We start from the raw sequence: 26451 nt of genomic DNA on the forward strand, positions 1-26451 counted from the left end.
TCCTTTCAGGCGGCCTTGGTTCTGTGGATCAGGCTGGCGTCGATCAGGATGCGGCCTGCCTCGACGCGGATGGGATAGGTCGCGACCGCGCCGTCATCGGCGCCCTGCGCCGTGCCGGTGTTCAGATCGAAAACCCAGTTATGCAGCGGGCAGGTCACGCTGGTGCCATGCACGATGCCTTCGGACAAAGGCCCGCCCTTGTGCGGGCAGCGGTCGTCCAGGGCGAAAACGCGGTCGTCGGCGGTGCGGAAGACGGCGATGCAGCCCTGCGCGGTCCTGACCAGCCGCGCGCCCTGCGCGGGGATGTCGGCCAGCGCGCCGATGTCCAGAAACCCGCTCATTCCGCGGCCTCCAGCGTCAGATCGGCCAGCGGCCCCCATTTTGGCACCTCGGCAGGCGTCGACAGTTCGGCCCATGGATCGGTGCGATAGACGGACTGGCTGATCTCGAACCGCTCGACCAGCGCGCGGCGGTTGTCCAGATCCTCGACGACCTGCGCCTTGATCCAGTCCAGCCCGACCTTGCCCATCCATTTCCAGATGCGGTCCAGATAGCGGGCATGTTCGCGGTAAAGCTGGGTCACGGCCAGAATGATCTGGATCGCCTCGTCCTCGGAGGGGGTGGCGGCAAGGGCCTGGGTCTCTTTGACCTCCATCCCCGCCGCCCCGCCGATCGAGATCATATAGCCGCTGTCCACGCAGACGACGCCGATATCCTTGCAGGTCGCCTCGGCGCAGTTGCGCGGGCAGCCGCTGACGCCCAGCTTCAGCTTGTGCGGCGTACAAGATCCCCACATCAGCTTTTCCAGCTTGATGCCCAGCCCGGTCGAATCCTGCGTGCCGACGCGGCAGAATTCCTTGCCGACGCAGGTTTTCACCGTGCGCAGCCCCTTGGAATAGGCCGCACCCGACACCATGCCCGCCGCGTTCAGATCGGCCCACATATGCGGCAGGTCTTCCTTGCGCACGCCCAAGAGGTCGATGCGCTGGCCCCCCGTCACCTTGACCATGGGGACGTTGTATTTGTCGGCGGCATCGGCGATGGCGCGCAGCTCATCCGGGGTGGTGACGCCGCCCCACATGCGCGGCACCACCGAATAGGTGCCGTCCTTCTGGATATTGGCGTGGTTGCGTTCGTTGACGAAACGCGACTGGCGGTCGTCGCGATAGTCCAGCGGATATTCCGCCAGCAGATAGTAATTCAGCGCCGGGCGGCAGGAATGGCAGCCGCCCGAGGTTTTCCAGCCCAGTTCCTGCATGACGGCGGGAATGGATTTCAGCCCCATGGTGCGGATCAGACGGCGCAGGTCCTCGTGGCTGTGATCGGTGCATTTGCACATCCCGGCCGGGGCGTCGGCAACCTCATCCCCCAGCGCGAAAGCCATGACCTGCTGCACAAGGCCGGTGCAGGTGCCGCAAGAGGCGCTGGCCTTGGTGCAGGCGCGCATCTGGTCCAACGTGCAGGCCCCGCCCGCCGCCGCCGCCATGATGCTGCCCTTGGTCACGCCGTTGCAGCCGCAGATCTCGGCCTCGGGGGGCAGGGCCGCGATGGCGGCCATGGGATCGGCCGAGGCACCGCCCTGAAAACCCGGACCAAAGATCAGCGTGTCGCGCATGTCGCGGATGTCGGCTGCGTCCTTCATCAGCCCATAGAACCAGCTGCCATCCGCGGTATTGCCATACATGACCGTGCCGATGATGCGGTCGTTTTCCAGCACCAGCCGCTTGTAGATGCCGCGGCCCGGATCACGGAAGACGATATCCTCGCGCCCCGGTGCATCGGCGAAATCGCCGGCGCTGAACAGATCGCAGCCCGTCACCTTCAGCTTGGTCGCCGTCTGCACCGCAGAAAACACCGCCTGCCGGTCCAGCAGCGTCTGGGCCAGCACCTTGGCCTGATCGTAAAGCGGCGCGACAAGGCCAAAGACCTGCCCGCGATGTTCCACGCATTCCCCCAGCGCAAAGACATGCGGATCGCTGGTGCGCAGGGCGTCATCAACGATGATGCCGCGTTCGACCTCAAGATGCGCATCGTTGGCAAGGCGGGTTTCGGGCCGGATGCCCACGGCCATGCAGACCAGATCGGCGGGATAGACGGTGCCATCTTCCAGCAGCACGGCCTCGGCGCGGTCGGTGCCAAGGATCGCCTTGGTCGCGCCCTTGCAATGCACGGTGATGCCGCGACGCTCCAGATCCTTTTGCAGCAGGTAACCTGCGGCGGGGTCCAGCTGACGCTCCATCAGATGGCCCATCAGGTGGATCACCGTGACGCGGGCACCGCGCGCGGCCATGCCGGCCGCCGCCTCCAGCCCCAGCAGGCCGCCGCCGATGACCACGGCATCCTTGCCGGCGGTCGCCATCATCGCCTGCGTGTCTTCCAAATCGCGATAGGCCACGACGCCGGGCAGATCCTTGCCGGGCACCGGGATGATGAACGGGGCCGAGCCGGTGGCGATCACCAGCGCGTCATATTCGGCGCTGGACTGGTTGGACTGCACCCGGCGCGCGTCGCGGTCGATGCGGACCACGGGTTCGCCAAAGCGGCAATCGACGCCATGGCGGGCATACCAGTCCGCATCATGCGTGACGATCTGCGCATAGGTCTTTTCGCCCGACAGCACCGGCGACAGCATCAGGCGGTTGTAATTGCCGCGCGGCTCGGCGTTGAACAGCGTCACGTCATAGGCGTCGGGGGCGGCCTCGAACAGCGCCTCAAGCATCCGGCCCGAGGCCATGCCTGCACCGATGACGACAAGTTTCTTTTTCATGGCGCGCATCCCGTTACGGCAGATGCGGCAGCAAGGCCCGGCATCGGGGGGCGCAGGGACTGGCAGGGGCACAAGGTCGATCGACCCGGCGCGTGGCGCGGATTCAGGCGGGATACGGCGGTCATGATGGCTCCGAGGGGCGAATGCGGATGGCTGTCGGGCGATGCATCAGGCAGCGAACAGCGCAGCGCGTCAAAGCGCAGCCGTGCAGCCAGACACTTTCGGGGATACCGCCTCATCGCGGGATCGTGCTTGCATCATCGCAAGCGGGCAGGGTCACGCCGTTGCGCCTTGCCGTAGATCAAACATGCCCCAATCGCGGCCCGCCGCTCAAGCAGCGCGCAGATGTTTGCCGGTGAACTGGCGCGAATTCAGTCGCAGCGCATGAATTATTTGCTCAAATGGCGTGGCCTGCTTGCAAAGCGATCAGCTTGCGAATGGCGGCTCATAGATCCGGCCGTCGAAAAACGCATCCGCGCCCAGAATCATCTGCCCGCGCTCGGCGGCGACACGGCGGGGCGCGTCGATCATGCCCTCGACCCGCAGTGACGCGCCGGGCAGGGGCGCGCCTGCCGCGCGCAGGTGCTGGCGATAAAGATCGGTGCGGTAACATGCCATCGCGGCGCGCTGCGCGGGTTCGGGGTCAAGCCCGTGGCGACGGATGATGCGATCGGCAAACAGCGCGGCCAGACTTTTCCACGGGAATGTCGCTGCGCCCCGGTTGAAGGTGATGAAATCCTGACAGTCGCGCGTGTCGCCGCTGGGCGTGACCAGCAGACGGCCGACCAGCCCACGCTCGGTCAGTTCCGAGGGCAGGTTCAGATAGTCCCGCCGCGACAGGATCTCTGCCGCCGTGCCCCGATTTTCAGCCTCGTCCAGCCATTGCCCGGCCCGCCAGACCGCGCGCATCAGCCGCCCGGTCTGTTCGGCGCGGGCCAGAGTGAAATCGCGCCGCAGCACCAGCCCTTTTTCCGGCGGCGCGGCCCAGATCGCGCGGCCGGGCAGCAGCAGCGCGCCGATGCCACGCTCGACCGCGAATGAGGCCCATGGCTCACCGACGCAGAAGGCGTCGACCTCGCCCGCGGCCATGGCATCGGCCATCATGGTCGGCGGCACGGTGACGACCTCGATCGCGCCGTCAAAGGCGATGGCCTCCAGCCAGTGAAACACCAGTTCGGCCTGCGTGGAAAAGCGGAAGGGCACGCCGACACGCAGCGTGTCGCCCGCAACCTGCCGCAGCATCACCCCGGCGCGCCGGGCATCGGCGAAATCGAAGTTATGGCCCGCATCGCGCAGCCGCGCCGTCAAGGCGTTGCTGATCGCGATGGCCTGACCGCCATGCGACAGGAACATCACCAGATCCATGGCCGGAAGCTCTGGCCCCAGCTTTATCGCCTGCGCGATGGGCATGGGGGCCAGCATATGCGCCGCGTCGATGACGCCCGCCCCCAGCAGATCGCGGTTCTGCGCCCAAGCCGACAGGCGCACCAGATCGAAGGCCAGACCTTCCTCGGCGGCAAAGCCCAGCTCATGCGCGATGATCAGCGGCGCGGCATCGGTCAGCGGCACATAGCCCAGTCGCAGCGTGTCCAGCTTCATGTCAGCAACCCCGCCGCCAGCACCAGCTGTTGCGCGACATCCGCGACGCGGCGGCCCTGATCCATCGCGGCCTTGCGCAACAGGGCATAGGCCGCTTCCTCATCCACGCCGCGCGCCTTCATCAGAATGGCCTTGGCGCGGTCGATGATCTTGCGTTCCTCCAATGCGGCGCGGCTGGCGGCCAGTTCGGCGCGCATGCGCTGGAACATGTGAAACCGCGCAATGGCTGCGTCCAGCACCGGCTTGATGCGGTCGGCGCGCAACCCGTCCACGACATAGGCCGAGACCCCCGCCTCGATCGCCGCGCGGGTCAATTGTTCGTCCGAACGGTCGACAAACATGGCCACGGGCCGGTCCATCGGCGCGGCGGCGACGGCCATTTCCTCAAGAATATCGCGCGAGGGATTGGCAAGGTCGATCAGCACGATATCAGGCTGAAAGGCGGCGATGCGGCGCGCCAGACCGGCCTCGTCGGAAATCAGATGGATGTCATGCGCGCCAAGTCCGCGCAGCCCGTCCATGATGGGTTGCGCGCGGTCCAGATCGGTTTCGATCAGAACGATGGAAAGGCGTTTCTGCATCGCCATGGGCCTCCGGTTGCAAGCGGCGTTGCATGACGGCCGCAGGATCCGCAACCTTGCCCATGGCGAAAATGCGGCACGTCCCGCGCTTTTCTGCGGTCAATCGGCAGTTTGCCGAATATATGGGCAAGCCCGGGGGGCCGCTAGAACCCGAACTGGCCGACGACCATTGCCACAGGCACGCCCGCGCGTCGGGCCGCCCTGCGTTGCGACGATCCGGGGATCGCGGCTTCGGCGGCCAGCCGGTCCATCTCGGCCACGCGGGGCTGCGGGCAGGCGCCGCGTTTGTCCCACAGCTCGCGCGCAATCGGCCCCGCCACTGCACCCGAGATCGTCCGCCCCGCGACATCGTTTTCCTTGACGCGCCCGCTTGTGACCAGCGCCCGGATTGCGGATGCCAGAATATCGGCGGATTGCTGAAAGCTGATCGCGGCCATCCCGGCCTCGGGTCCGGTCGGCATGCCGTCCAGATTGCAGTGCCGGGCGACATACAGCCAGTCATGGATCATATAGGCGCGCGCATAGCCCCATGGTCCGAAGCCGTTGAACACCTGACCGATCTTCGGGATCGAGCCGCCGTCGGTATACATCATCTGCGGCTGGATGCGCAGCGGTTTGCCGTCATCGCCGGGCAGGGTAAAGCTCAGCGGGTTGCCGGGATCGGGCACGAACAGAAACTTGCCATCTCCGGACGCGCCGCCTTCGCCGACCCACATCACGAACAGGTTGCCGCTGAATTCGCCGCGTGGGGCGTTGTTGTAATCGACATGACCGCAGGCCGACAGGGCCGAACATGTGGCAAGGGCTGCGGTGAACATGGCAAGGCGGGGCGGTCGCATCGAATGCCTCGGGGTGCATCAGGACTGGCCCCAGCCTAGCGCAAGGCGGGGACGCGACAAAGCGAAACCGGCGCGGATCAGATGGCGCGGATCAGACAGCGGGCAGGGGTTTGGTGAACAGGATCCATTCATTGGCATCGACCTGCCAGTCGCCCTTGACCACGGGGCGATGCGCGACCTGAAGGTAGCCCTTGGCAGTATAAAGCCGCAGCGCGTCCTGATGCGTGTCGGCGGCAATCAGGCTGATCGTATCGTGACCGGCCTTTGCCGCGACGGTTTCCGCATGGGCCAGCAAAGCGCCGCCCAGACCTTTGCCGCGAAACTGCGGATATGTCGCCAGCACATTCAGATACCACGACCCCGGCGCCAAGGCCTCAAGCTGCAACAGCGGCACGAAGATCGGCGGCGTGTCGGGGGCGATGGGGCCGGGCGCGGTCTCGGCGGCATAGCCCAGCAGGCAGGCCGCGACCTCGCCGTCGATCTGGGCCAGCCACGCATTGCTATAGGAAAAATTGCCGGTCTCGCGCGCGGCACGCTCGCGCCCCAGCGCCCATGGATCGCCTTCGGGGCCGACGGATTTGCGCCAGAAATGCAACGGCAGATCGTCCGCGGCCATATTGATGAAACGCACCAGATGCGCGCTGTCGGTTGCCTTGGCCTTGCGGATCTGCATGACGTGAGCTGTCCCCCCCCTGTGTCCGGCCCTATGTCCGGCCCTGCTTGTGCGCCAGTCTTTGACGATTTGACGCGCCGCCGCCAGCCCTTTTGGCAGCCCCTTTAGCCGGCGCTTGCGTGCCGCGCGGGCTGCGCCTACCAATTGGCCCGACACCCCTGCCGATGAGGACAGACATGAGCGATACGGTTTTCCGCTTTCCCGAACCGGGCCCCCAGCCCATCACCACCGATCTTGACGGCTGGACCAAGATCGAGGGCGAGCCGACCATGCGCTATTGGATCCAGAACACCTCGGCCGATGGCAGCATGATCTCGGGGACATGGGAAGCGACGACCGGGACGTGGCACGCGACCTATCAGTTCTACGAATTCGTGCATCTGATCGAGGGGCGCATCACCATCACCCCTGATGGCGGCGTGCCCGTCACGCTGAACCCCGGCGATGCCTTCGTGGTCGAGCCGACCTTCAAGGGCACATGGACCATCGAGGCACCGGTCCGCAAGCATTTCGCCATCAAGCTGAAATAGCGCCTGCGCCCATGCCGCCCGCCGATCTGATCCTGACCCATGCCCGCGTCCTGACCATGGATCCCGACCATCCAAGGGCCGAGGCCGTGGCGGTGGGCGGGGGCCGCATCCTTGCCGTGGGCGATGCGGCGCAGATCGCGACGCTGGCCGGGCCGCAGACATCGCTGATCGACGCGGGCGGGCGCAGCTTGCTGCCGGGCTTTTTTGAAAGCCATGTCCATGTCGGTCTGGGCGGGGCCGATCTGACGCATCTGCATATCGGCCACCTGCATGGCGCCAAGGACGTCGCGGCGGCGTTTCGCGACTTTGCCGCAGCCAACCCCGATGCGCCGCTGCTGATGGCGCAAGAGGCGCATTACGACATTCTGGACCACCCCACGACGCGGCACGATCTGGACGCGATGATCGCGGATCGGCCCATCGCGATGATGTCGCCCGATCTGCATACCGTCTGGGCCAATACCGCCGCATTGCAGGCCGCAGGGCTGCTGCATGGCGCGGTGATGCCGCATGGTCATGAGGTGGTGATGGGCGCGGACGGGCTTGCCACCGGCGAGCTGCGCGAATTCGAGGCCTTTGGTCCGCTGATCGCCTTTGCCGGTGAGGGGCGCATCAATCTGGGCATCGCCACCGGCGAAGAACCCGACCCGGCCCCCGACCCCGCCCAGCGTGCCGCCGATACGGCGCTGCTGCTGCGTGGCATGGCGCATTGCGCGGCGGAGGGCATCACCAGCCTCGTGAACATGGACGGCAACCGCTACACGCTGGAGCTGCTGGCCCAGATGCGCGACAATGGCCAACTGCCGCTGCGGGTCAAGGTGCCGTTCCATTTCAAGCCGCATATGGCGCTGGATGCCTTGCAGCGCGCCTCGGACATGGCTGCGGATTTCGACGATGACTGGATCAGTTCGGGCTTCGTCAAGATGTTCATGGACGGGGTGATCGACAGCGGCACGGCATTCCTGCTGCGCGGTGATCCCGACCAGCCCGGCCCGCTTTTTGCGCCCGAGCGGTTCAACCAGATCGCCACCCAGATCGACCGGCGCGGCTTGCAGATCGCGGTCCATGCCATCGGCGATGGCGCGGTCCGAACGGTGATCGACGGATATGCGGCGGCGCGCGATGCGAACGGGCCGCGCGACAGCCGCCACCGCATCGAACATATCGAACTGATCGAGGCAGACGATGTGGCGCGGCTTGGCGACTTGGGCATCACCGCCAGCCTGCAGCCGCCGCATGTGCCGGGGGCGATGGATTTCCCGTCAGAGCCCACGCTGTCGCGCATCGGCGCTGCGCGGTGGCCGGACGCCTATCTGTGCCGCAGTCTGGCCGAAGCGGGTGCGCCTGTCGCTTTCTCAAGCGATTGGCCGGTCGCCGATGTCTCGGTGCTGCGCGGCATTGCGGCGGCCCTGACGAGGCAGCCCTATGCGGGGGCGCGGGACGAACGGCTGACGCTGATGCAGGTGCTGCGGGCCTATACCGCAGGCGGCGCGTGGGCCGCGCATCGCGACCATGTGACTGGCTGCCTGCGCCCCGGCCTTGCCGCCGATCTGGTCCTGCTGGGCGGCGATATCGAGGCGGTCGCGCCTGCCGCGATCCCGGATCTGGGCGTGGCGCTGACCATCTGCGGCGGCCGCATCATCCACGATGCCGGGATGCTGGGCCAGACCGCTTAGGCCGCACCTTACGCATGGGCATATTCCACCTGCACCACATCGGTGCGCCCGGTGGCGAAGGTCGCGGCGCAGCTTTCCAGATAATAGCGCCAGCCGCGCAGAAAGGCATCGTCATAGCCAAAGCCGCGGATGCGCGGCGCGGCCTTGGCCATGCGCGCGGCCCAGATCCGGCAGGTGCGGGCGTAATCCTGCCCAAAGGAAAAGCTGTCCTTCAGCGCAAGCCCCGCCTTTGTGCCCTGATGTGCAAGGATCGCCGGGCTGGGCAGCATCCCGCCCGGAAAGATATGCTGCCGGATGAAATCCGAGCGTTTGCGATAGACCGAGAATTCCGCATCCGGCACGGTGATCGCCTGCAGCACCGCCCGCCCGCCCGGTGCCAGCCGCGCCTTCAGCGCCGCGAAATAGGTCGGCCAATAGCGTTCGCCCACCGCCTCGACCATCTCGACCGAGACGATGTTGTCAAAGCGCCCGGTGGCGTGGCGGTAATCCTGCAGGCGGATCTCGGCCCGGCCATCCAGCCGCGCATCGGCATAGCCGCGCTGCGACGGCGACAGCGTCAGCCCGGTGACATGGCGGCCGTGATCGGCGGCGCGTTCGGCAAAGCCGCCCCAGCCGCAGCCGATCTCCAGAATGCGTTCGCCCGATGCAAGCCGCGACAGGATGCGGTCGTTCTTGCGCAGCTGCGCGGTTTCCAGATCGTCGGTGTCCTGAAACAGCGCCGAGGAATAGCTCATCCCCGGATCCAGCCAAAGCTGATAGAATTCGTTGCCGACATCGTAATGCGCCCGGATATTTCGCGCCGAACCCGCGACCGAGTTCCGGCGCAGCCCGTCGATCAGCCGAAAACCCCAGCCTGCCAGCAGACCCGGCCTGTCCTGCCCGCCCAGATGATCGCTGTTTTGGATGGCCAGCGACAAGAGCGCCTCAAGGTCGGGGCTGTCCCAATGGCCCGCGATATGGCTTTCGCCAAAACCCACATCGCCGCGCCGCGCCAGCGCAGACAGCATGGCCCAGTCGGTGATGTGGATCTGCGCCTCGGGGCCGTTGCCGCCGAAACTGTGGCGATGGCCTTCGGGCGTGGTCAGCGACAGCCGCCCGTGCCGGATACCCTCCAGCGAGGTCAGGAAACGGGTCTGAAACGGGCTCATCGGCTGATCTCCTTGGACGGGGGGGCGGGCAGGGGACGATAGGCGATGCCCTTGAGCCGCAGGCGCAGCGCCTGCCAATAGATCAGGGCAAGGATGCGCAGCGCGCCGCCCGGACGGCGCAGGGCGGCAGCAATCAGCGCGCGCTGGCGCAGGGGCCGGGGTGTGGCGTGCAGCGTGGCAATCATCCCGGTGCTGCCGCAGCTTTGGCGGATCAGCACGGAAATGCGGCTGGGCGTGACGGCAAAGCGGAACTCATAGCTGCCCGCGACATCCTGAAACGGCGAGACGTGAAACACCTTGTCCGTGCGCAGCCGGTCTTCGGCGCGGATCGGCGCGAAGCCGGGATTGTGGCACAGGTAGGAATGGCGCTGGCCAAAGGTGTTGTTGACCTCGGCGATGACGGCCAGCAGATCGCCGCCCCGCAGCACCAGCCAGAAGCTGACCGGGTTGAACCAGAAGCCCAGACATCGCGGCTGCGCCATCAGCGCCAGCGTCATCTGCGCGTCGCGGGCAAGCCCCGCCCGGTCCAGCATCCGCCACGCCCATGCCGCGCCTTCGCCCGCACCGCGCATGCCGCCATGATCGGCGGCGCAAAAGCTGAAAAGCCCGCGCCTGCCCAGTCGGAACAGACCGCGCGGCCGCACCGTCTCGGGGGCCAGCAGCAGGTAATCGACGCCGTAACGAAAGGCGTGGCGCACATCGCCGCGCCGGGCATGCGCCACGTCCGATGGCAGGTGCAAGACCCCGCCCGCCGCCAGCACCGAAGCAAGGTCATCCGCCATCGCTCAGACCTTCGCGGGCAGCAGGTGGCGGGCGATGCGCATGGCGCTGGCGAAGCCGTCTTCGTGAAAGCCGTTGCGCAGCCAGGCGCCCGCAAACCAGGTGTGATGCGTGCCCTGCATCGCGCGCAGGCTGGCCTGCGCCCGGATCGCCGCCTGATCGAAGACCGGATGGCGGAACGTGGTCTGGTCATAGATCAGCGCCGGATCAATCGCGGCCTCGGGGTTCAGGCTGACGAACAGCGGGTCATCCTCGGGCAGGGATTGCAGGCGGTTCATCCAATAGGTGACGCCGACCGCGCGGTCCGATTGCGGATCGTCGGCGCGATAGATCCACGAACTCCAGCAGGCGCGGCGGGCGGGCATGACGCGCGGATCGGCATGCAGCACGGCGCGGTTGTCCTGAAACCGCACCGCGCCAAGCGCCGCGCGTTCGGGTGGCAGGGGATCTGCCAGCAGCGCCAGCGTCTGATCGGCATGGCAGGCCATGATGACCTGATCGAACCGCTGCGCGGCACCGTCGGCCTGAACCGTGACGCCAGTGGCATCGCGCTGGACGCGGCGCACCGGCGTTGCAGGCCGCAGCACCACGCCGCGCCGCTGCAACTGGGTCGCAAGCTTTTCGACATAGCTTGCGCTGCCGCCCGAGACCGTCCACCACTGATGCTGCCCGCCCTTGGACATCAGCGCGTGATTGGCCAGAAATCGCAGCAGCGTTTCCGCCGGAAAATCGCCGATCTGGCTGGCCGGGGTGGACCAGATCGCGCCGCAGATCGGATACAGGTAATCGTCGCGGAACCGGTCCCCCAGCCGCATCTGGGCGATCAACTGGCCAATGGTCAGGTCGGGCTGGCCCTTGGCCAAAGCCTCGGCGCGGGCATTGAAGCGCAGGATGTCGCGGATCATGCGGTAAAAGCCCGGACGCATGAGGTTCGCGCGCTGCGCAAACAGCGCCCCGACCGAGCGCAGGGCATATTCCACCCGGCCATTGCCCAGCGACACGCCAAAGCTCATATCGCTGCGCTGCACAGGCACGTCAAGGTCACGAAACAGCGCCGAAAGATGCGGATAATTGGCATAGTTGAAGACGATGAACCCGGTATCGACCGCCACATCGCCACGCCGCCCGGCCATGACCGTGCGGGCATGTCCGCCTAGCCGCGCCGCACTTTCGTAAAGCGTGACCTGATGGTGGCCCGACAGCAGCCACGCTGCCGACAGTCCCGAAATCCCGCCGCCGATGATGGCAATCTTCAGCGGTGCGCCACGCGTGAGGTCAAAGGGCAAGACCGTCTCCTTCACTGCCGTCGGAAAGGTTACGCAAGCGGGGGCCGATCGGATCACCCGGCGCGCGATTTATTCGCTGCGGAATTGCTTTTTCTGCGCCGCAGTGATCTGATCGGCCGGTCAGCGCGTATCCCTGACATGATGCAGGACAACCGCAGCAGCCATGACGTGATCGCGCCGCCCCCACGCGGCACTGCGCTGCATGGCGGCCACGCCCCCACGACCGGGAAGGGGATCGGCGATTTGCGACAGGACCATGCCGACCCAAGCCAGCCGACGCTTTGGCTGCTGGCGGTGCGCGACCAGCGCGATCTTGACGCATTCCTGCTGCTGTTTCAGCATTTCGCTCCGCGCCTCAAGGCGATGCTGATGCGCGGCGGTCTGCGCGACGGCAGCGCCGAGGATGTGGTGCAGGACGTGATGCTGGCCGTCTGGCAGAAGGCCGCGCAGTTCGATCCGCACCGGGCCGAGGCCAGCGCCTGGATCTATCGCATCGCGCGCAACCGTAGCATCGACCTTGCCCGGCGCAGGCCCCCGCCCGAGGCCGACATCATCGCAGCCCCCGACGCAGCCCAGGCTGATGCCGCGCAGATCCTTGGCCTTGGGCAAGAGGCCGCGCTGTTGCGCAAGGCGCTGGCCGCGCTGTCGCCCGATCAGGCCCGCGTGCTGGAGCAGGCCTATTTCGAGGATCTGCCGCATAGCCGCATCAGCGAGATCAGCGGCCTGCCACTGGGCACCATCAAATCGCGCATCCGGCTGGGACTGGAACGGCTGCGGCGCGACCTGAACGATCTGAGGCAGCCATGACCGGCATCACCCACCATATCCCGGACGACCTGCTGCGCGCTTTCGCCTCCGGCAACCTGCCGCATCCCTTCGCGGTGGTCGTCGCGGCGCATCTGTCGCTGTGCGATGCCTGCCGCGCCGAGGCCGAGGCGGTCGAGATGCTGGGCGGGGCATTGCTGGACGGCATCGCGCCGGTCGCGGTCAGCGCGGGGGCGGGCCAGCGGCTGATCGCGGCGGTGCAAGCCGCGCCACCCATGCCGGACGCCCCGGCGGGATCGGGCATCTTTCCGGCGGCGGTCATGCAGGCGCTTGGCGGGCAGCCGCCGAAATGGCGCATGCTGGGCGGCGGCATCCGGCAGCAGATCCTGACTGCCGACGCCCACGGCTCGTTGCGGCTGCTCTATATCCCGCCGGGGCGGGCGGTGCCGGAACACAGCCATGGCGGGCTGGAGTTGACGCTGGTGCTGCAGGGCAGCTTTTCCGACAGTCAGGGCCGCTTCGGTCGCGGCGATGTCGAAACCGCCCATGACGATATCGACCACCAGCCGATTGCCGGACCGGACGGTCCCTGCATCTGTCTGGCGGCCACCGACGCGCCGTTGCGGTTTCGCGGGATGATCCCGCGCCTGCTGCAACCGCTTTTCCGGATCTGAGATCATGGGCTTTTCAGGCAAGACAATCTGGATCATCGGCGCCAGCGACGGCATCGGCGCGGCGCTGGCGCGGGGCTTTGCACGCGAAGGTGCCCGACTGATCCTGTCGGCGCGCAATGGTGCGGCCTTGGCTGAGCTGGCCGCGGAATGCGGCGATGCGCGGGTTGCGGTGCTGGATCTGGCTCAGCCGCAATCGCTGGCGGATGTGGTGGCGACGATCCCGCCCGGCAGCCTTGATGCCGTCATCTGCACCGCCGCGCTTTATGATCCGGGCCGCGTCGCGGATCTGGACCCCGAGGCCACCGCAAAGCTGGTCGCGGTCAATCTGCTGGGCAGTTTCGAGGTGGCGCGCCTGACGCCGCCCTTGCTGCGCGATGGCGGGCAACTGGTGCTGTTCGGCTCGGTCGCGGGGTATTTCGGCCTGCCCAGCGGCCAGCCCTACAGCGCGACCAAGGCGGCGGTGGCCAATCTGGCCGAAACCCTGCGCGCCGAGCTTGCGCCGCGCGTCGATGTGCGGCTGGTCTCGCCCGGGTTCGTGGCGACGCGGCTGACCGAAAAGAACCGCTTCAAGATGCCCGCGATCATCACGCCCGAACAGGCGGCGCAGGCGGTGATCCGTGGCCTGCAGACGCGGGCGTTCGAGCTGCATTTCCCGAAACGCTTCACATGGGGCGTCAAGCTGCTGCGGGCGTTGCCTTACGGCCTGTCGCTGCGGCTGACGGCGCGGCTGCTGCGTTGAGGGCCGGGCATCAGGTCAGCCGACCGCTGACCACGGCCACCCCGGCCCATGCCGCAAAGCCGGTCAGGAATGTGCCCCACAGTCCGTCGACGATGACCTGCTGCCACGACCAGTCGGCCAGCGTGGCATAGTTCGTCATCTCATAGGTGCCATAGCACATCGCCCCCAGCAGCGCGCCAAAGACCAGCGCCTGCAACGGTGACCCGGCCTTCAGCGCGGGCCATGACACAAAGATCAGCAGCCCCACGACGTAAAGCAGATAAAAGACCGCCGCCGGACCCAGCCGCAAGGGCTGCGCCAGCAGATGCCCGACATGCGTGTCAAAGACCGGGCGGACGATGTAGCGGATGCCCAGCATGTCCAGCCCCAGAAAGACCGCCGCCGTCACCGCGTAAAGGAAAAGCATCTGTGCCATGGTCGTCCCCGCCCTTTGTGACCTCACTGCACAGACTACGCGCGGCGCGGCGGTTCGGATCACCTTTCCGCATGGCATTTCTGCGGGCGGGTGAATTGCCGCGCGCTCAGACCGGCCAGACAGCAAGGATCAGCGGCGTGCCCAGCACCACGACCAGAACCGACAGCGGCGCGCCCAGCCGCGCGTAATCGCCGAAGCGATAGCCGCCGGGGCCCATCACCAGCGTATTGCACTGATGCCCGATGGGCGTCAGGAAATCGCAGCCCGCGCCGACCGCCACCGCCATCAGAAACGCATCGGGCTTGAAGCCCAGCGTGCCGGCGAATGTCGCGGCGATGGGGGCCATGACCAGCACGGTGGCGGCATTGTTCAGAAACGGTGTCACCGCCATCGCGGCCACCATGATCAGCGCCACCGCACCCCATGCGGGCAGCCCTGTGGCCAGCCCCGACAGCAGCGTGCCGATCAGATCGGTGCCGCCTGTGGTCTGCAACGCGCCGCTGACCGGGATCAGCGCGCCCAGCATGATCAGGATCGGCCATTCGATCGCCTCATAGGCGGCCTCGGGGCTGATCGCGCCGGTCAGCATCATCGCCAGCGCGGCGCCGAAGAACGCCACAGCGACGGGAACATAGCCAAAGGCGGTCAGCCCCATGGCGACGGCCAGAATGATGACCGGCAGCACGTCGCGCCGGACCGAGCCGATGCGCAATTCCCGCTCGGCCAGCGGCAACAGCCCCAGCGTGGTAATTGTTTCGGGCAGAACGTCCAGCGGACCCTGCAGCAGCACGACATCGCCCGGTTGCAGCCGCGCCTGCGCCAGCCGTTCGGTCATGCGATGGCCGGCGCGGGCGATGGCCACCAGATTGACCCCGTGCCGTTCAAACAGCCGCATGGCGCCTGCGCTTTTGCCGATGACCGGGGCGCTGGTCTGGACCACGGCCTCGATCACGGCGGTCTTGACGGCCAGTTCCTCGACCTTGTCCTGCCCCGCCAGCGACAGCCCCCCGACCGAGGCCGCACGCTCCAGCCCGTCGGGCTGTCCGCGCAGTTGCAAGATGTCGCCCGCCTCGATCACGGTATCGGACAGGGTGATCTGACGGCGCTTGTCGGCGCGGATCAGGCCCGTCACCGCCACCTCGCCATCCGCCATGCCCAGAAATGCGCCGATGGTCTTGCCGACGGCGGGCGCGTCATCCGGGACCGTCGCCTCGCTGGCGTAATTGCCGATATTCACCGTCTCGCCCAGTGTCGCGGTGGTGCGGCGGTCGGCGGGCAGCAGGCGATAGGCCAGCAGCAGAAACACCATGCCGATCAGCGACAGACCCAGACCCACCGGGGCATAATCGAACATCTTGAACGGCTGGCCCGTCAAATCCTGACGCACCTGCGACACGATGATATTGGGCGAGGTGCCGACCATGGTGATCAGCCCGCCCAGAAGCGACCCAAAGGCCATCGGCATCAGATAGCGCGAGGGCGAGTTGCCGGATTTCTTGGCCATCTTCAGCGCGGCGGGCATCATCATCGCCAGCGCGCCGATATTCTTGATCAGCGCCGAGAGCAGCGTGACCGAGCCGACCAGAACCAGAAGCTGCACCTGAAACCGGCTGAGCTTGCGCACCAGCCAGCGCAGCGCGGTTTCGATCAGCGCCGATCTGGACACGGCGGCGCTGACCACCAGCGCGCTGCCGACGATGATGACGATATCGTCGCTGAAGCCGCGAAATGCATCCTCGGGCGCGACCGTGCCTGCCGCAAGCGATGCCATCAGCGCCAGCATCGCCACGATGTCGTATCGCAGCCTTCCCCAAAGAAACAAACCCATCATTGCGAAAATGATAGCGAAAGCAGCAATTTGAGGAGAGGTCATCCGCAGATCCGTGACGCGAGTTGCTGAAAATCGAACGTCAGCTTTCCTGCAAGGTTCCGCGACCATGGGCAGGATCGTCCCCGGCCATCATTTCTTTACGGAACTGCCCCGCCGCCGGCACGTTTTTTGGGCAGGCCAACCCACCCCAAATCCGGAAGGTAAAAGATGGCGAATTCCCTTGATCGCGACGACGCGGGCAACGCAGACACCGGCAACGCAGAGACCGGCAACGGAGGCGAAACCCAGCAGCTTGCCTCGGGCAAGGATCAGGTTCTGACGACGAACCATGGCGTGCCGGTATCGGACAACCAGAACAGCCTGAAGGCCGGGGATCGCGGTCCGACCCTGCTGGAAGATTTCGTGCTGCGCGAAAAGATCTTTCACTTCGACCATGAACGCATTCCGGAACGCATCGTCCATGCCCGCGGCTCGGTCGCGCATGGCTATTTCGAATGCACCGACCCTATCCCGGATTTAAGCCGCGCCAGCCTGTTTGCCGAAGCGGGCAAGCGCACGCCGGTGATCGTGCGCTTTTCCACCGTCGCGGGCGGCGCGGGCTCGGTCGATACGCCGCGCGATGTGCGCGGATTTGCCACGAAATTCTATACCGATCAGGGCAATTGGGATCTGGTGGGCAACAATATCCCGGTCTTCTTCATTCAGGACGCGATCAAGTTTCCCGACCTGATCCACTCGGTCAAGATGGAGGCGGATCGCGGTTTTCCGCAGGCGGCCTCGGCGCATGACACGTTCTGGGATTTCGTCTCGCTGATGCCGGAAACCATGCACACGGTCATGTGGGCCATGTCCGATCGCGGCATCCCGCGCAGCTACCGGATGATGCAGGGCTTTGGCGTGCATACCTTCAAGCTGGTGAATGAGGCGGGTCAGGCGCAGTTCGTCAAGTTCCATTGGCGGCCCAAGCTGGGCATGCAATCGCTGGTCTGGGACGAAAGCGCCAAGCTGCAGGGCGCGGATAACGATTTCCACCGCCGCGATCTGTGGGAGGCGATCGAGGCCGGGGACCACCCCGAATGGGAACTGGGCATTCAGGTGTTCGATCAGGCCTTGGCCGACAGCCTGCCCTATGACGTGCTGGACGCGACCAAGATCATCCCCGAAGAGGTCGTGGCGCTGCGCGTGATCGGCCGTATGGTGCTGGACCGCAACCCCGACAACCATTTCGCCGAAAACGAACAGCTGGCCTTCCTGCCCTCGAACGTGGTGCCGGGCATCGACTTTTCCGATGATCCGCTGCTGCAGGGGCGGCTGTTTTCCTATCTGGACACGCAGAAATCGCGGCTGGGCACGACGAATTTCCACCAGATCCCGGTCAATGCGCCGAAATGCCCCTATGCCAATATGATGCGCGACGGCATGATGCAGACGCAGGTGCCAGAGGGTCGGGCGAATTATGAGCCGAACAGCCTGTCCGAAGCAGGCGAGGATGGCGGCCCGCGCGCCTCGGCCAGAGGCTATCGCACCGCGCCGCAGCGGGTCGAGGGCGAAAAGCTGCGCCAGCGTGCCGAAAGCTTTGCCGACCATTTCAGCCAGCCGCGCATGTTCTGGCGCTCGCAGACAGAAAACGAGCAGGCGCATATCGCCTCGGCCATCGTGTTCGAGCTGTCCAAGGTGGGGCTGGATCACATCCGCCGCCGGGTGCTGTCGCAATTGCGCAATGTCGATGACACCTTGGCGCAGCGCGTGGCCGAGGGGCTGGCGCTGGATCTGCCCGACGCCGCCCCGTCTGCGCAGGCGGCGACGGATCTGGACATCTCGGATGCGCTGTCGATCCAGAAGAACTGGCATGCGACGTTGCAGGGCCGCAAGGTCGGCATCCTGTTCGATGCAGGCTCGGACAATGCGGCCATCCAGAAGCTGTCCGACGACATCCGGCAGGCCGGGGGCACGCCCTTTACCATCGCGCCCAAGGTCGGCGGGCTGAAATTGCAGGACGGCACGCTGACGGCGGATGGCCAGCTTGCGGGGTCGCCGTCATGGCTGTTTGACGCGGTGGCGCTGGTCCTGACCACGGATGCGGCGCAGAAACTGGCGCAAGACAGCGCGGCGGTGGGCTTTGTGTCGGACGCCTTCGCGCATCTGAAAGCCATCGGCCATGACGCGGGCGCGCAGCCGCTGCTGGATCGTGCAGGCATCAAAGCCGATGCCGGGATCACCGATCTGGCCGGGCTGACCAAGGCCGCCACGCAAAGATACTGGGCGCGCGAGCCGCAGGTCCGCGATCTGGCATGATTTCCGAACCACAGCGAAAGGACGCCGCATGAACAATCCCGATCCACATCGGCAGACCCCGCCTCCGCGTCAGGCGGGCCGGGGGGCTGTCGTCATCATTGCCATCGTCGTGGCGGTGATCGTGGCGATCTTCGTCTTGCGGCAATTCTGGCACGCCGATGAGCAGCAGGAAGACCCCGCCAGCATCAGCGCGCCCGCCCAGCAGGGCGAGGGACAGGCACCCGCGGAACAATGACACCCTGAAAGGAGACACCAGATGGGCCAGAAATTCGATCCCGAAAAGGCCAATGAGGACTTCAACACCAAGCAACAGGCGCAGCATGAAAAGCTGGGCAATTTGCGCAACATCAAGAACCCGCAGCAGCTGCACAACGCCAATCCGCCCAATGCCGGTGGCGAAAACCGCGAGGCGGGCGACCGCCATGCCAGACAGAACGACCGCGCCACCAATGGCGGGGAATAGGTCGCGAAGCTGAGTGCGGGCGATGGCGTCAGACCCATCGCCCGCTGACTTGTCCCGCGCAACCGGCCTGATGCACCCGGCAAGATCCGTGATGCGTCAGGCCATTTTTCATTACCCCAAAAGGACATGCGATGAAGACGAAACTGCTGCACAGCGACGCCGAACGAACCTATGCCGTCATTCTGGAAGAAGGCGATGAGGTGATGGCGTGCCTGATGTCCTTTGCGAAAGCCGAGCGGCTGAGCGCCGCCAGCTTCAAGGCCATTGGCGCGTTTCAGACCGCGACGCTGGCGTTTTTCGACTGGAGCAGCAAGACCTATGAGCCGATCCCGGTCGAGGAACAGACCGAGGTCGCATCCCTGACCGGCGATATCGCGCTGGATGACAAGGGCGCGCCCGCGCTGCATGTCCACGCCGTGCTGGGCAAGCGTGACGGCAGCGCGGTGGCCGGGCATCTGCAAGGCGGTCTGGTGCGGCCGACGCTGGAGATCATCCTGACCGAACAGCCGCGCCATCTGCGCAAGCGGCATGATCCGGCCTCGGGGCTGATGCTGATCGACCCCGAAGCGTGAAGCGGGTCAGCGTCTTGGCGCCCTGAGCATCCGCCACACAGCGCGGCCCGCCAGCACGGCAGCAAGGCCAAGCTCGGTCACGGGCGTGGTGTCATCGCGCTGGCGCGGCGGGGCCGAAGCCTTTGGGCCGGAAGCGTATAGGCCCGAAGCGACCGTGTCCGAAGCGTGTGGGCCCGAAGCCTCCGGGGCCGCGTCGGGCAGATCCGGCGGCGGCGTATCGGCCTTGACCGCGCCGCGCTGGCCCATCGGCTCGGGCGCGCCGGTGGTGGTGTCGCGCAGGGTCTGCTGCTCGGTCTCGGCATTCAGTTCTGCCCCGGCAAGGATGACATAGGCCGACAGCCACAGCCATGTCAGCAGCAGGATCACCCCCGCCAGCGTGCCATAGGTTTCCGTATAGCTGCCGAAATTGCTGGCATAGGCCGAAAATCCCAACGAGGCCGCGATCCACAGCACCGTCGCCAGCGCCGCGCCAAGGCTGAGCCAGCGCCAGCGTGCCGCCGACCGCGCCGGGCCGAAGCGATACAGCATCGCCAGCCCCATCATCATGAAGACCGCAAGGATCGGCCAGTTGATCCAGCACACCATCGCGGCGAAACGCGGTCCCAGATGCAGCAATTCGACCAGCGCGGGCAGCACGACGATCAGGCCGATGGCAAGGATAAAGCCCACGACCAGCGCCAGCGTGATGGCAAAGCCGGTCAGGTAAAGCCGCAGGTAACCCCGGGTTTCCTCTTCGTCATAGGCGATGTTCAGCCCCTCGATCAGCGTCATGACGCCCTTCATCGCGCCATAGATCGCCAGCAGCAGCCCCGATGCCGCGACAAGTCCCGTGCCGGTTTCGCTGCTGGTGACCTTGACCATCTGGTCGCGGATGATGGCGGCGGCATCAGGGGGCAGGACGGCGACGATGGTGTCGGTGGTCGCGTCCAGATCGGCCGGGTCAAGGATCAGCCCGGAGATGCCGACAATCGCCGCGATCGCGGGAAAGATCGCGATCAGCCCGTAAAACGCGATGCCCGCCGCGACGACGCCGATATGATCGCGGGTGATTTCGGATTGCACGCGCCACAGGATCTGCACCCAGCCCTTGGCCGGTATCTGTGCCGGAGACCCGGCTTGATGTCCCATTTTCTGGTGAAGATCTTCTTTTGTTTCAATGGGCATCAGGAACTTTCGTGGCTGCTTTCCTGACCCAACGCAGAGTTGAGCGATCCGTTCACCGCATCGCGAAATAGGCCGCCAGTGCGGCAATCTGGTCATCCGTCAGCTGTTGCGCGGCCTGCGCCATCAGGGGCGCGCGCGCGGCACCGCCGCGATGGCCGTCGCGCCACAGGCGCAGTTGCGCGGCCAGATAGCTTTGGCCTTGGCCGTCAAGGCTGGGGATCAGGGGGTTGCGGTTCTGCGGGCCGTGACAGGCAAGGCAACTGGGCACTTCGCCCGCGCCTTGGTCGGCCAGCACCGCGCCGGCATCTGCGTCGCCGGTCACGGCAGGCCGAGGTGGTGCGGGCAGATCGGCCATCGCAGATGCCAGCCGGGCATCGGCGGTGGCGGGCAGTTTGCTTGCGGCGTGCTGCATAATGCCGCTGGCTCGCGCGCCCGAACGATACGCGGCCAGCGATGCCGCGATATAATCGGGGCTGAGGATATCCAGACGGGGCGCGCGCGACGTGCCGTCCGGGCCATGGCAGCTGGCGCAATAGCCCTGTTCCCCGGTCTGGGTCAAAGCGGTGTAATCCTCGGCCGTCATGCCATCGCGGACGGCGTTCAGAAAGGCCACCACGGCCCAGACCTCATCCTTGCGTCCCTCGGCGGGCCAGGCGGGCATTCCGGTCATCTTCACGCCCTGATCGACGATCCAGTGCAGGTGCTGGGGCTGCCATGGCTTCACCGCCTGCTGGATCTGCGGCGGATGCGGCACCATGGCGGCAATGGTGGCGTCGGCATCGCGGCCGGGCGTGGCGTGGCAGGTGACGCAGGCGCTGGCGTAATGCCGCGCGCCCAGCTCGATCAGGGCCGGGTCGTCCAGATCGGGCGGCACCTCGGACGCGGCGGGCGCGCGCCATTTGACGGCGTTTTCAAAGGTCGTATGCATCGCCCAGTCGGTGATCGCCCAATGCCCGCGCCGGGCCGAGGTATCGAACAAGCCAAAGAATACCACCGCCAAGCCGGCAATCGCGCCCAGCACAGCCAGTCCTGCCAATGTGGCGATGACGTGTTTCATGTCGCAGCCTCGGGTTGGGACAGGGCGCTGGCGGCCAAAGCGACGCCCGCCAGCAGATAGACCGGCGTGCCGATGGCCAGCATCAGCATGCCGCCAAGCGCCTGACCTTCGGGATCGGGCGGCGTGCCGCAATAGCTTGCATAAAGATCGCGCGGCGCCAGCGTCAGCAGCGCCCCCAGCAGCGTCATGTGCATCGAGGTCAGCAAAAGCCCCGCCGCCCCCAGAAGGCGCGGACCATGCAGGCAGCCCGCCCAGACGAACAGACCGGCCAGCAGAAAGGTCGCCTGCTCCAGCACGAAGGCGCCGGGCAGCCGATAGGCCGCGCCATGGGCGGCGGGCAAATGCCAGCCCCAGACCAGCAGGAACTCAAGCCCCGCCGCCAGCAGGGCTGGCATGGCGAAGATCCGGCCCAGACGCGGAAAGCCCAGCACCAGAAGCGGCGCGGCCAGCGCCACCAGCACCATATGCCGCAGCATATGCAGCGGAAACCGCGCCGTGTCGGGCAGCGGGATCAGCCAGATCGCCGCCAACAGCCCCGCCGCGCCAAGGATGCACAGGCCGCGCATGCTCATTGGCAACTCGCGATGAACAGGGCGGGCAGGGCGACATAGACCACCCCGATCCCCGAGATGATCGACAAGAGCAGCGCCGCATGGCCCAGAAACCGGTGCCGGCTTTCGGGCTGGTGCAGACTGGTATCGCCGCGCGTTCCGGGGTGCCATTGCTGAATGGACCTGCGCGCCTGCCACAGGATGATCGCCAGCGCCAGCACGGTCAGGCCAAGCACCGACAGCCGCAAGAACAGCACCCCCTGCGACGATCCGAACTTGGCGCACCAGACCGCGCCGCCGCCATAGCACAGCAGAAAATGAAACGCCCAGACCGTCGGCGACAAGGCGATGCGCCACAGGCTGGCGCTTTCGTCGCGGAACTCCTCCTGGTCTTCGCGGGCGCTGATATCGGGCATGGCGGACCTTATAACAGATGCGGCGCAAGGCCGATGATTGCGGCGGTGACCAGCACGGTCAGCACATGGAAATGCCAATACAGCGTGACGTTCCACAGATCCGCGTCATGGTCGGGGTCGATCTTGCCGAAGACGCTGCCCGCAAGGCAGTAAAGCTGCATCAGCACGCCGACCGCGATATGGGCGACGGTCCAGATCACCAGCGCGCAGACGACCGCCGGATAGACATGGCTGGAGGGCGAAAGCCCCATCACCGAGGCCACCAGCGCAGCACCCCCCGCCGCAGCCAGCAGGGGCGCGGCCACAAGCGCCGCGCGGCAGGCACGGATGCGCCCCGCGCGGTTCAGGAAGCGGGCGGCATAGGTCAGCCCCCATGCCAGCCCCAACGCCGCCACCGCCAGCGCCAGCAGCCCCGTATCGGCATGCAGCGCATCGGGCGGCAGGAAATCGGCGCGGCTGGTCCAGTAGAAGAAAAAGCCGAAGACGATCGAGGCAAAGGCCGTGGAATCGCCCAGCATGGTGATCCACATCGCCCACCAGCCGACCGATTCCGGCCCCGAGGCATAGGTCGGCAGCGACAGCCCCAGTCCGACATCCTTCATCTGCTTTTCCGGCTTGCGCGCGGTCGAGGTCCACAGCCAATAGATGATGCAGGCAACCGCGATCACGCCCGAAATCGCCGCCGGAACATACATGTGGAAGGTCGGCAGGATGAAGCAGCCGCCGGTGAAGGCCGCTGCGCCCAGCGTGATCCACGCATCCCCCGTGACGCGCTGGACCTGCACGGGCCGGGCGTCGATCACCGAGGTGACCATGGTTTCCCGCAGCCCCTCTTGGGCATCGGGCAGGTAATAGCGGCCCGCATCCATGCGCTTGACCAGATCGGGCTGGTCCCACAGCGGATAGCGCGAGGTGATATAGGGGATGGACCGCACGCCCCAATCTTCGCCCTCGACGGTATCTGTCCATTCCAGCGTTCCCGCCTTCCACGGATTGCGGCTGGCAAGGCGCGGCTTGCCGGGACGCAGCAGATCATAGGTAAAGATCACGAAGCCCGCCGCGATGATGAAGGCGCCGATGGTCGACACCATGTTCAGCGTGTTCCAGCCAAGATCTCCGGGATAGGTGAAGACCCGGCGCGGCATGCCCAGAAGGCCCGTCAGATGCATCGGCAGAAAGGTCAGGTTGAAGCCGCCAAAGATCAGCCAGAATGCCCATTTGCCCAGGCGCTCGGACAGCATGCGCTTGGTGAAGAAGGGAAAGAAGTAATAGATCCCCGCCATGACCGGCAGGATCATGCCGCCAAACAGCGTGTAATGCAGATGCGCCACGACGAAATAGGTATCATGCACCTGCCAGTCGAAGGGGGCGATGGCCAGCATCACGCCGGTCAGCCCGCCCGCCGTGAAGATCGCAAGCCCGCCCGCGATCCACAGAAGCGGCAGGCTGACGGTGACACGCCCGACGATCAGCGTGGCAAGAAAGGCAAAGATCTGGATGCCGGTCGGGATCACCACCGCCTCGGATGCCGCCGAAAAGAACCCCAATGAGATCAGCGGCAGCCCGGTGGTGAACATGTGATGCACCCACAGGCCGAAGGACAGAAAGCCGGTGCCCACGGCAGACAGCACGATCCACGAATAGCCGACGATGGGGCGCTGCGCGACGGTCGGCACGACCATGGCGGCAATGGCGATCGAGGGCAGAAAGACGATATAGACCTCGGGGTGGCCAAAGATCCAGAACAGGTGCTGCCAGAAGATCGGATCGCCGCCGCGCGTGTGGTCAAAGAACGGCCAGTCCAGCGCGCGCTCCAGCTCGAACAGCAGATCGCCCGCGATCAGCGGCGGAAAGGCAAACAGGATCATCCCGCCGACGACGAGAACATACCACGCGTAAAGCGGCATCATGTTGACGCGCATGCCGGGGGGGCGGCATTTCAGCACGCCGACGATCAGTTCGACCGCCGCGGCAATCGAGGCGATCTCGATGAAGGACAACCCCAGCAGCCAGATGTCCGAGCCGACACCCTCATCCTCGGTGGCCAGCGGCGGATACATGAACCAGCCCGATTTCGGCGCGGCATCGAAAAACACCGAGCCCAGCACGAAGACGCCGCCGATCAGGAACGACCAATAGCCAAAGGCCGACAGGCGCGGAAACGGCATGTCGCGCGCGCCCAGAAAGGCGGGCAGGATCAGGATCGCCATCGCCTCGAACAGCGGCACGGCGAACAGGAACATCATGGCCGAGCCATGCATGGTGAAGAACTGGTTGAAGCGGTCGGCATCCAGAAACTTCATGTCCGGATAGGCCAGCTGCACCCGCATCAGCAGCGCCAGCACGCCCGCCACCAGCATGAAGGCAAAGCAGGTCAGCGAATACCATTTGCCGACCTCGGAATTGTTGACCGACATCAGATAGCGGATGCCGGTCTTGGTTCTCCAGACCTGTTCCAGCCGCGCGGCCTGTTCGCGGCTGATCTGTTCGGGGACGGGCTGGGACAGCATCTCCTCGGTCGGGGGATAGGGGCCGCGCGGGGTGCGGTCGATCATTTCAGCCCCTCCAGATAGGTGGCAAGCTGGTCCAGCTGCGCGTCGGACAGCCAGTCATAGGCGGGCATGGCGACCTCGGGTTTGATGTCGCCGGTATGGGCGATCCAGCGTTTCAGATCGTCGCGCGTGACCTGCATGATCCCCGCCGCCAGCGAGGCGCGCGATGCCAGATGCGTGAGGTCCGGCCCGGTCTGGCCGGTGAAATCGGTGCCGCGCACCGCGTGGCAGGCGCCGCAGCCCTCGTCGCGAAACAGCGCCTCGCCTGCGGGATCTGCGGCGGGACGCGCGGGGGCGGCTTCGGCCTGCAACCAGTCGGCAAATTCCTCGGGCGGCATGACCACGGTTTCAAAGGCCATCAGCGCGTGCGAGGCCCCGCAGAATTCGGCGCATTGGCCGCGATAGATGCCGGGCTTTTCGGGGTGCAGGGTCAGGACCGTTTCGCGTCCGGGGATCATGTCCATCTTGCCGCCAAGCGCCGGGATCCACAGCGAATGGATGTAAAGATTGGCGGTCAGCCGCAATTCCGAGCGGCTGCCGGTGGGCAGGCGCACCTCATTGGCGGCGATGACGGGCTGGGTCGCGCCTTCGGGCCAGTATTCGACGCGCCACCACCATTCCTCGGCCTTGATGCGGATGGTCAGCCCGTCGCCCGAGGCGCGCTGCTGCGGCATGATCGACAGGCCCCAGACCAGCAGCGCCCCGATCAGCACGGTGGGAAAGATCACCCCCGCGCCAAGGATCAGCCGGTCGGGATGTTTCAGGCGGAACGCCTTGGGCTGGCGGCGCGTGACGTAGTAAAAGATCCCGTTCAGCGCCAGCCACAGCACCACGGCCCCGGCCAGCATGACAAGAAACAGGAATTTCAGCTGGGCCGCGTCTTCGCCCGCAGGCGACAGGGCCGATTGCCTGCCCTCGCAGCCCGCAAGCAGGATCACCGCGCCACAAAGAACCGTCGCTTTTGCCGTCAAACCGCCCGATGTCCCATACGATCACCCGAACACAAGCGGTCACAGCCGCGTGAGTTCCGCCTGCGTGGAAATTTGCCCGCGGCGTGGGACCGAAGCCGCACCTAGTA

General features: G+C 66.1%; 26 protein-coding genes. 9 read left to right on the plus strand and 17 right to left on the minus strand.

Annotated features, from left to right (window positions below):
* Positions 1-5: 5 nt before the first annotated feature.
* The 6 genes from nirD to GL284_RS11225 form a co-directional block, all read right to left on the minus strand.
* Positions 6-341: a nitrite reductase small subunit NirD gene (gene nirD / locus GL284_RS11200; protein ID WP_155044714.1), complete on the minus strand. Its 336-nt coding sequence runs from the start codon at positions 339-341 to the stop codon at positions 6-8.
* Positions 338-2767: a nitrite reductase large subunit NirB gene (nirB, locus tag GL284_RS11205; protein WP_155044715.1), complete on the minus strand. Its 2430-nt coding sequence runs from the start codon at positions 2765-2767 to the stop codon at positions 338-340. The genes nirD and nirB overlap by 4 nt, the downstream gene beginning before the upstream one ends.
* Positions 2768-3193: 426 nt before the next feature.
* Complete coding sequence (locus tag GL284_RS11210; protein ID WP_155044716.1) at positions 3194-4366, minus strand: ABC transporter substrate-binding protein; 1173 nt, start codon at positions 4364-4366, stop codon at positions 3194-3196.
* Complete coding sequence (locus tag GL284_RS11215) at positions 4363-4947, minus strand: ANTAR domain-containing response regulator (protein ID WP_155044717.1); 585 nt, start codon at positions 4945-4947, stop codon at positions 4363-4365. The genes GL284_RS11210 and GL284_RS11215 overlap by 4 nt, the downstream gene beginning before the upstream one ends.
* A 143-nt stretch (positions 4948-5090) precedes the next feature.
* Entirely contained in the window at positions 5091-5786 is a 696-nt protein-coding gene (locus tag GL284_RS11220) for a hypothetical protein (protein ID WP_155044718.1), read from the minus strand.
* Between the two features lie 91 nt (positions 5787-5877).
* The gene (locus GL284_RS11225) at positions 5878-6459 is read right to left on the minus strand and encodes a GNAT family N-acetyltransferase (RefSeq protein ID WP_155044719.1); all 582 of its coding nucleotides are present in this window, start codon (positions 6457-6459) and stop codon (positions 5878-5880) included.
* Positions 6460-6635: 176 nt separating this feature from the next.
* Between GL284_RS11225 and GL284_RS11230 the strand changes: the two genes are divergently transcribed.
* Together GL284_RS11230 and GL284_RS11235 are read left to right on the plus strand one after the other, a co-directional pair.
* Positions 6636-6989, plus strand: a complete 354-nt coding sequence (locus tag GL284_RS11230; protein WP_155044720.1) for a cupin domain-containing protein — start codon at positions 6636-6638, stop codon at positions 6987-6989.
* Positions 6990-7000: 11 nt separating this feature from the next.
* Entirely contained in the window at positions 7001-8665 is a 1665-nt protein-coding gene (locus GL284_RS11235) for an amidohydrolase (protein WP_155044721.1), read from the plus strand.
* Positions 8666-8673: 8 nt separating this feature from the next.
* Here GL284_RS11235 and GL284_RS11240 read toward each other — a convergent pair whose 3' ends face one another.
* From GL284_RS11240 to GL284_RS11250, 3 genes are read right to left on the minus strand one after another with little or no spacing between them, the layout of a single operon-like run.
* Positions 8674-9813 (minus strand): SAM-dependent methyltransferase, encoded by a 1140-nt coding sequence (locus GL284_RS11240; RefSeq protein ID WP_155044722.1) that lies wholly within the window; start codon positions 9811-9813, stop codon positions 8674-8676.
* Positions 9810-10595: a DUF1365 domain-containing protein gene (locus GL284_RS11245; protein WP_155044723.1), complete on the minus strand. Its 786-nt coding sequence runs from the start codon at positions 10593-10595 to the stop codon at positions 9810-9812. The genes GL284_RS11240 and GL284_RS11245 overlap by 4 nt, the downstream gene beginning before the upstream one ends.
* A gap of 3 nt (positions 10596-10598) precedes the next feature.
* Complete coding sequence (locus GL284_RS11250; RefSeq protein WP_155044724.1) at positions 10599-11879, minus strand: NAD(P)/FAD-dependent oxidoreductase; 1281 nt, start codon at positions 11877-11879, stop codon at positions 10599-10601.
* Positions 11880-12017: 138 nt separating this feature from the next.
* Between GL284_RS11250 and GL284_RS11255 the strand changes: the two genes are divergently transcribed.
* Genes GL284_RS11255 through GL284_RS11265 form a run of 3 tightly spaced genes read left to right on the plus strand, consistent with a single transcriptional unit; the run spans position 12018 to position 14057 of the window.
* Entirely contained in the window at positions 12018-12686 is a 669-nt protein-coding gene (locus GL284_RS11255) for a sigma-70 family RNA polymerase sigma factor (protein WP_230383030.1), read from the plus strand.
* Positions 12683-13318: a ChrR family anti-sigma-E factor gene (locus GL284_RS11260; protein WP_155044725.1), complete on the plus strand. Its 636-nt coding sequence runs from the start codon at positions 12683-12685 to the stop codon at positions 13316-13318. Before GL284_RS11255 ends, GL284_RS11260 begins: the two co-directional genes overlap by 4 nt.
* 4 nt (positions 13319-13322) lie before the next feature.
* Positions 13323-14057, plus strand: a complete 735-nt coding sequence (locus tag GL284_RS11265) for an SDR family NAD(P)-dependent oxidoreductase (protein ID WP_155044726.1) — start codon at positions 13323-13325, stop codon at positions 14055-14057.
* 10 nt (positions 14058-14067) lie between these two features.
* On the opposite strand, the gene GL284_RS11270 is transcribed toward GL284_RS11265, so the two are convergent.
* Both GL284_RS11270 and GL284_RS11275 read right to left on the minus strand, forming a co-directional pair.
* Entirely contained in the window at positions 14068-14472 is a 405-nt protein-coding gene (locus tag GL284_RS11270; RefSeq protein WP_155044727.1) for a DUF2177 family protein, read from the minus strand.
* A gap of 106 nt (positions 14473-14578) precedes the next feature.
* Positions 14579-16300, minus strand: coding sequence for an SLC13 family permease (locus tag GL284_RS11275; protein WP_230383040.1), 1722 nt, complete (start codon positions 16298-16300; stop codon positions 14579-14581).
* Between the two features lie 210 nt (positions 16301-16510).
* Here GL284_RS11275 and GL284_RS11280 point away from each other — a divergent pair, with 210 nt between their 5' ends.
* The 4 genes from GL284_RS11280 (at position 16511) to GL284_RS11295 (ending at position 19633) form a co-directional block, all read left to right on the plus strand.
* Positions 16511-18598, plus strand: coding sequence for a catalase (locus tag GL284_RS11280; protein WP_155044729.1), 2088 nt, complete (start codon positions 16511-16513; stop codon positions 18596-18598).
* A 28-nt stretch (positions 18599-18626) separates the two neighbouring features.
* Positions 18627-18833 carry a hypothetical protein gene (locus GL284_RS11285; protein WP_155044730.1) on the plus strand — a complete coding sequence of 69 codons (207 nt, stop codon included), beginning with the start codon at positions 18627-18629 and terminating at the stop codon, positions 18831-18833.
* 21 nt (positions 18834-18854) lie between these two features.
* Complete coding sequence (locus GL284_RS11290) at positions 18855-19061, plus strand: hypothetical protein (protein ID WP_155044731.1); 207 nt, start codon at positions 18855-18857, stop codon at positions 19059-19061.
* A gap of 131 nt (positions 19062-19192) precedes the next feature.
* Positions 19193-19633 carry a PPC domain-containing DNA-binding protein gene (locus GL284_RS11295; RefSeq protein ID WP_155044732.1) on the plus strand — a complete coding sequence of 147 codons (441 nt, stop codon included), beginning with the start codon at positions 19193-19195 and terminating at the stop codon, positions 19631-19633.
* A 6-nt stretch (positions 19634-19639) separates the two neighbouring features.
* Here GL284_RS11295 and GL284_RS11300 read toward each other — a convergent pair whose 3' ends face one another.
* The 6 genes from GL284_RS11300 to GL284_RS11325 all read right to left on the minus strand — a co-directional run bounded on the left by GL284_RS11300 (position 19640) and on the right by GL284_RS11325 (position 26344).
* Positions 19640-20761 carry a YihY/virulence factor BrkB family protein gene (locus tag GL284_RS11300; protein WP_230383029.1) on the minus strand — a complete coding sequence of 374 codons (1122 nt, stop codon included), beginning with the start codon at positions 20759-20761 and terminating at the stop codon, positions 19640-19642.
* A gap of 88 nt (positions 20762-20849) precedes the next feature.
* Complete coding sequence (locus tag GL284_RS11305) at positions 20850-21854, minus strand: c-type cytochrome (RefSeq protein ID WP_155044733.1); 1005 nt, start codon at positions 21852-21854, stop codon at positions 20850-20852.
* Positions 21851-22426: a cytochrome c oxidase assembly protein gene (locus GL284_RS11310; protein WP_425274240.1), complete on the minus strand. Its 576-nt coding sequence runs from the start codon at positions 22424-22426 to the stop codon at positions 21851-21853. Before GL284_RS11310 ends, GL284_RS11305 begins: the two co-directional genes overlap by 4 nt.
* Positions 22423-22821 (minus strand): hypothetical protein, encoded by a 399-nt coding sequence (locus tag GL284_RS11315; RefSeq protein WP_155044734.1) that lies wholly within the window; start codon positions 22819-22821, stop codon positions 22423-22425. Before GL284_RS11315 ends, GL284_RS11310 begins: the two co-directional genes overlap by 4 nt.
* Positions 22822-22829: 8 nt before the next feature.
* Positions 22830-25376 carry a cytochrome c oxidase subunit I gene (ctaD, locus tag GL284_RS11320; RefSeq protein ID WP_155044735.1) on the minus strand — a complete coding sequence of 849 codons (2547 nt, stop codon included), beginning with the start codon at positions 25374-25376 and terminating at the stop codon, positions 22830-22832.
* Positions 25373-26344, minus strand: coding sequence for a cytochrome c oxidase subunit II (locus GL284_RS11325; protein ID WP_155044736.1), 972 nt, complete (start codon positions 26342-26344; stop codon positions 25373-25375). Before GL284_RS11325 ends, ctaD begins: the two co-directional genes overlap by 4 nt.
* Positions 26345-26451: the final 107 nt, after the last annotated feature.

Source organism: Paracoccus shanxieyensis (assembly GCF_009711265.1).
GTDB lineage: Bacteria > Pseudomonadota > Alphaproteobacteria > Rhodobacterales > Rhodobacteraceae > Paracoccus > Paracoccus shanxieyensis.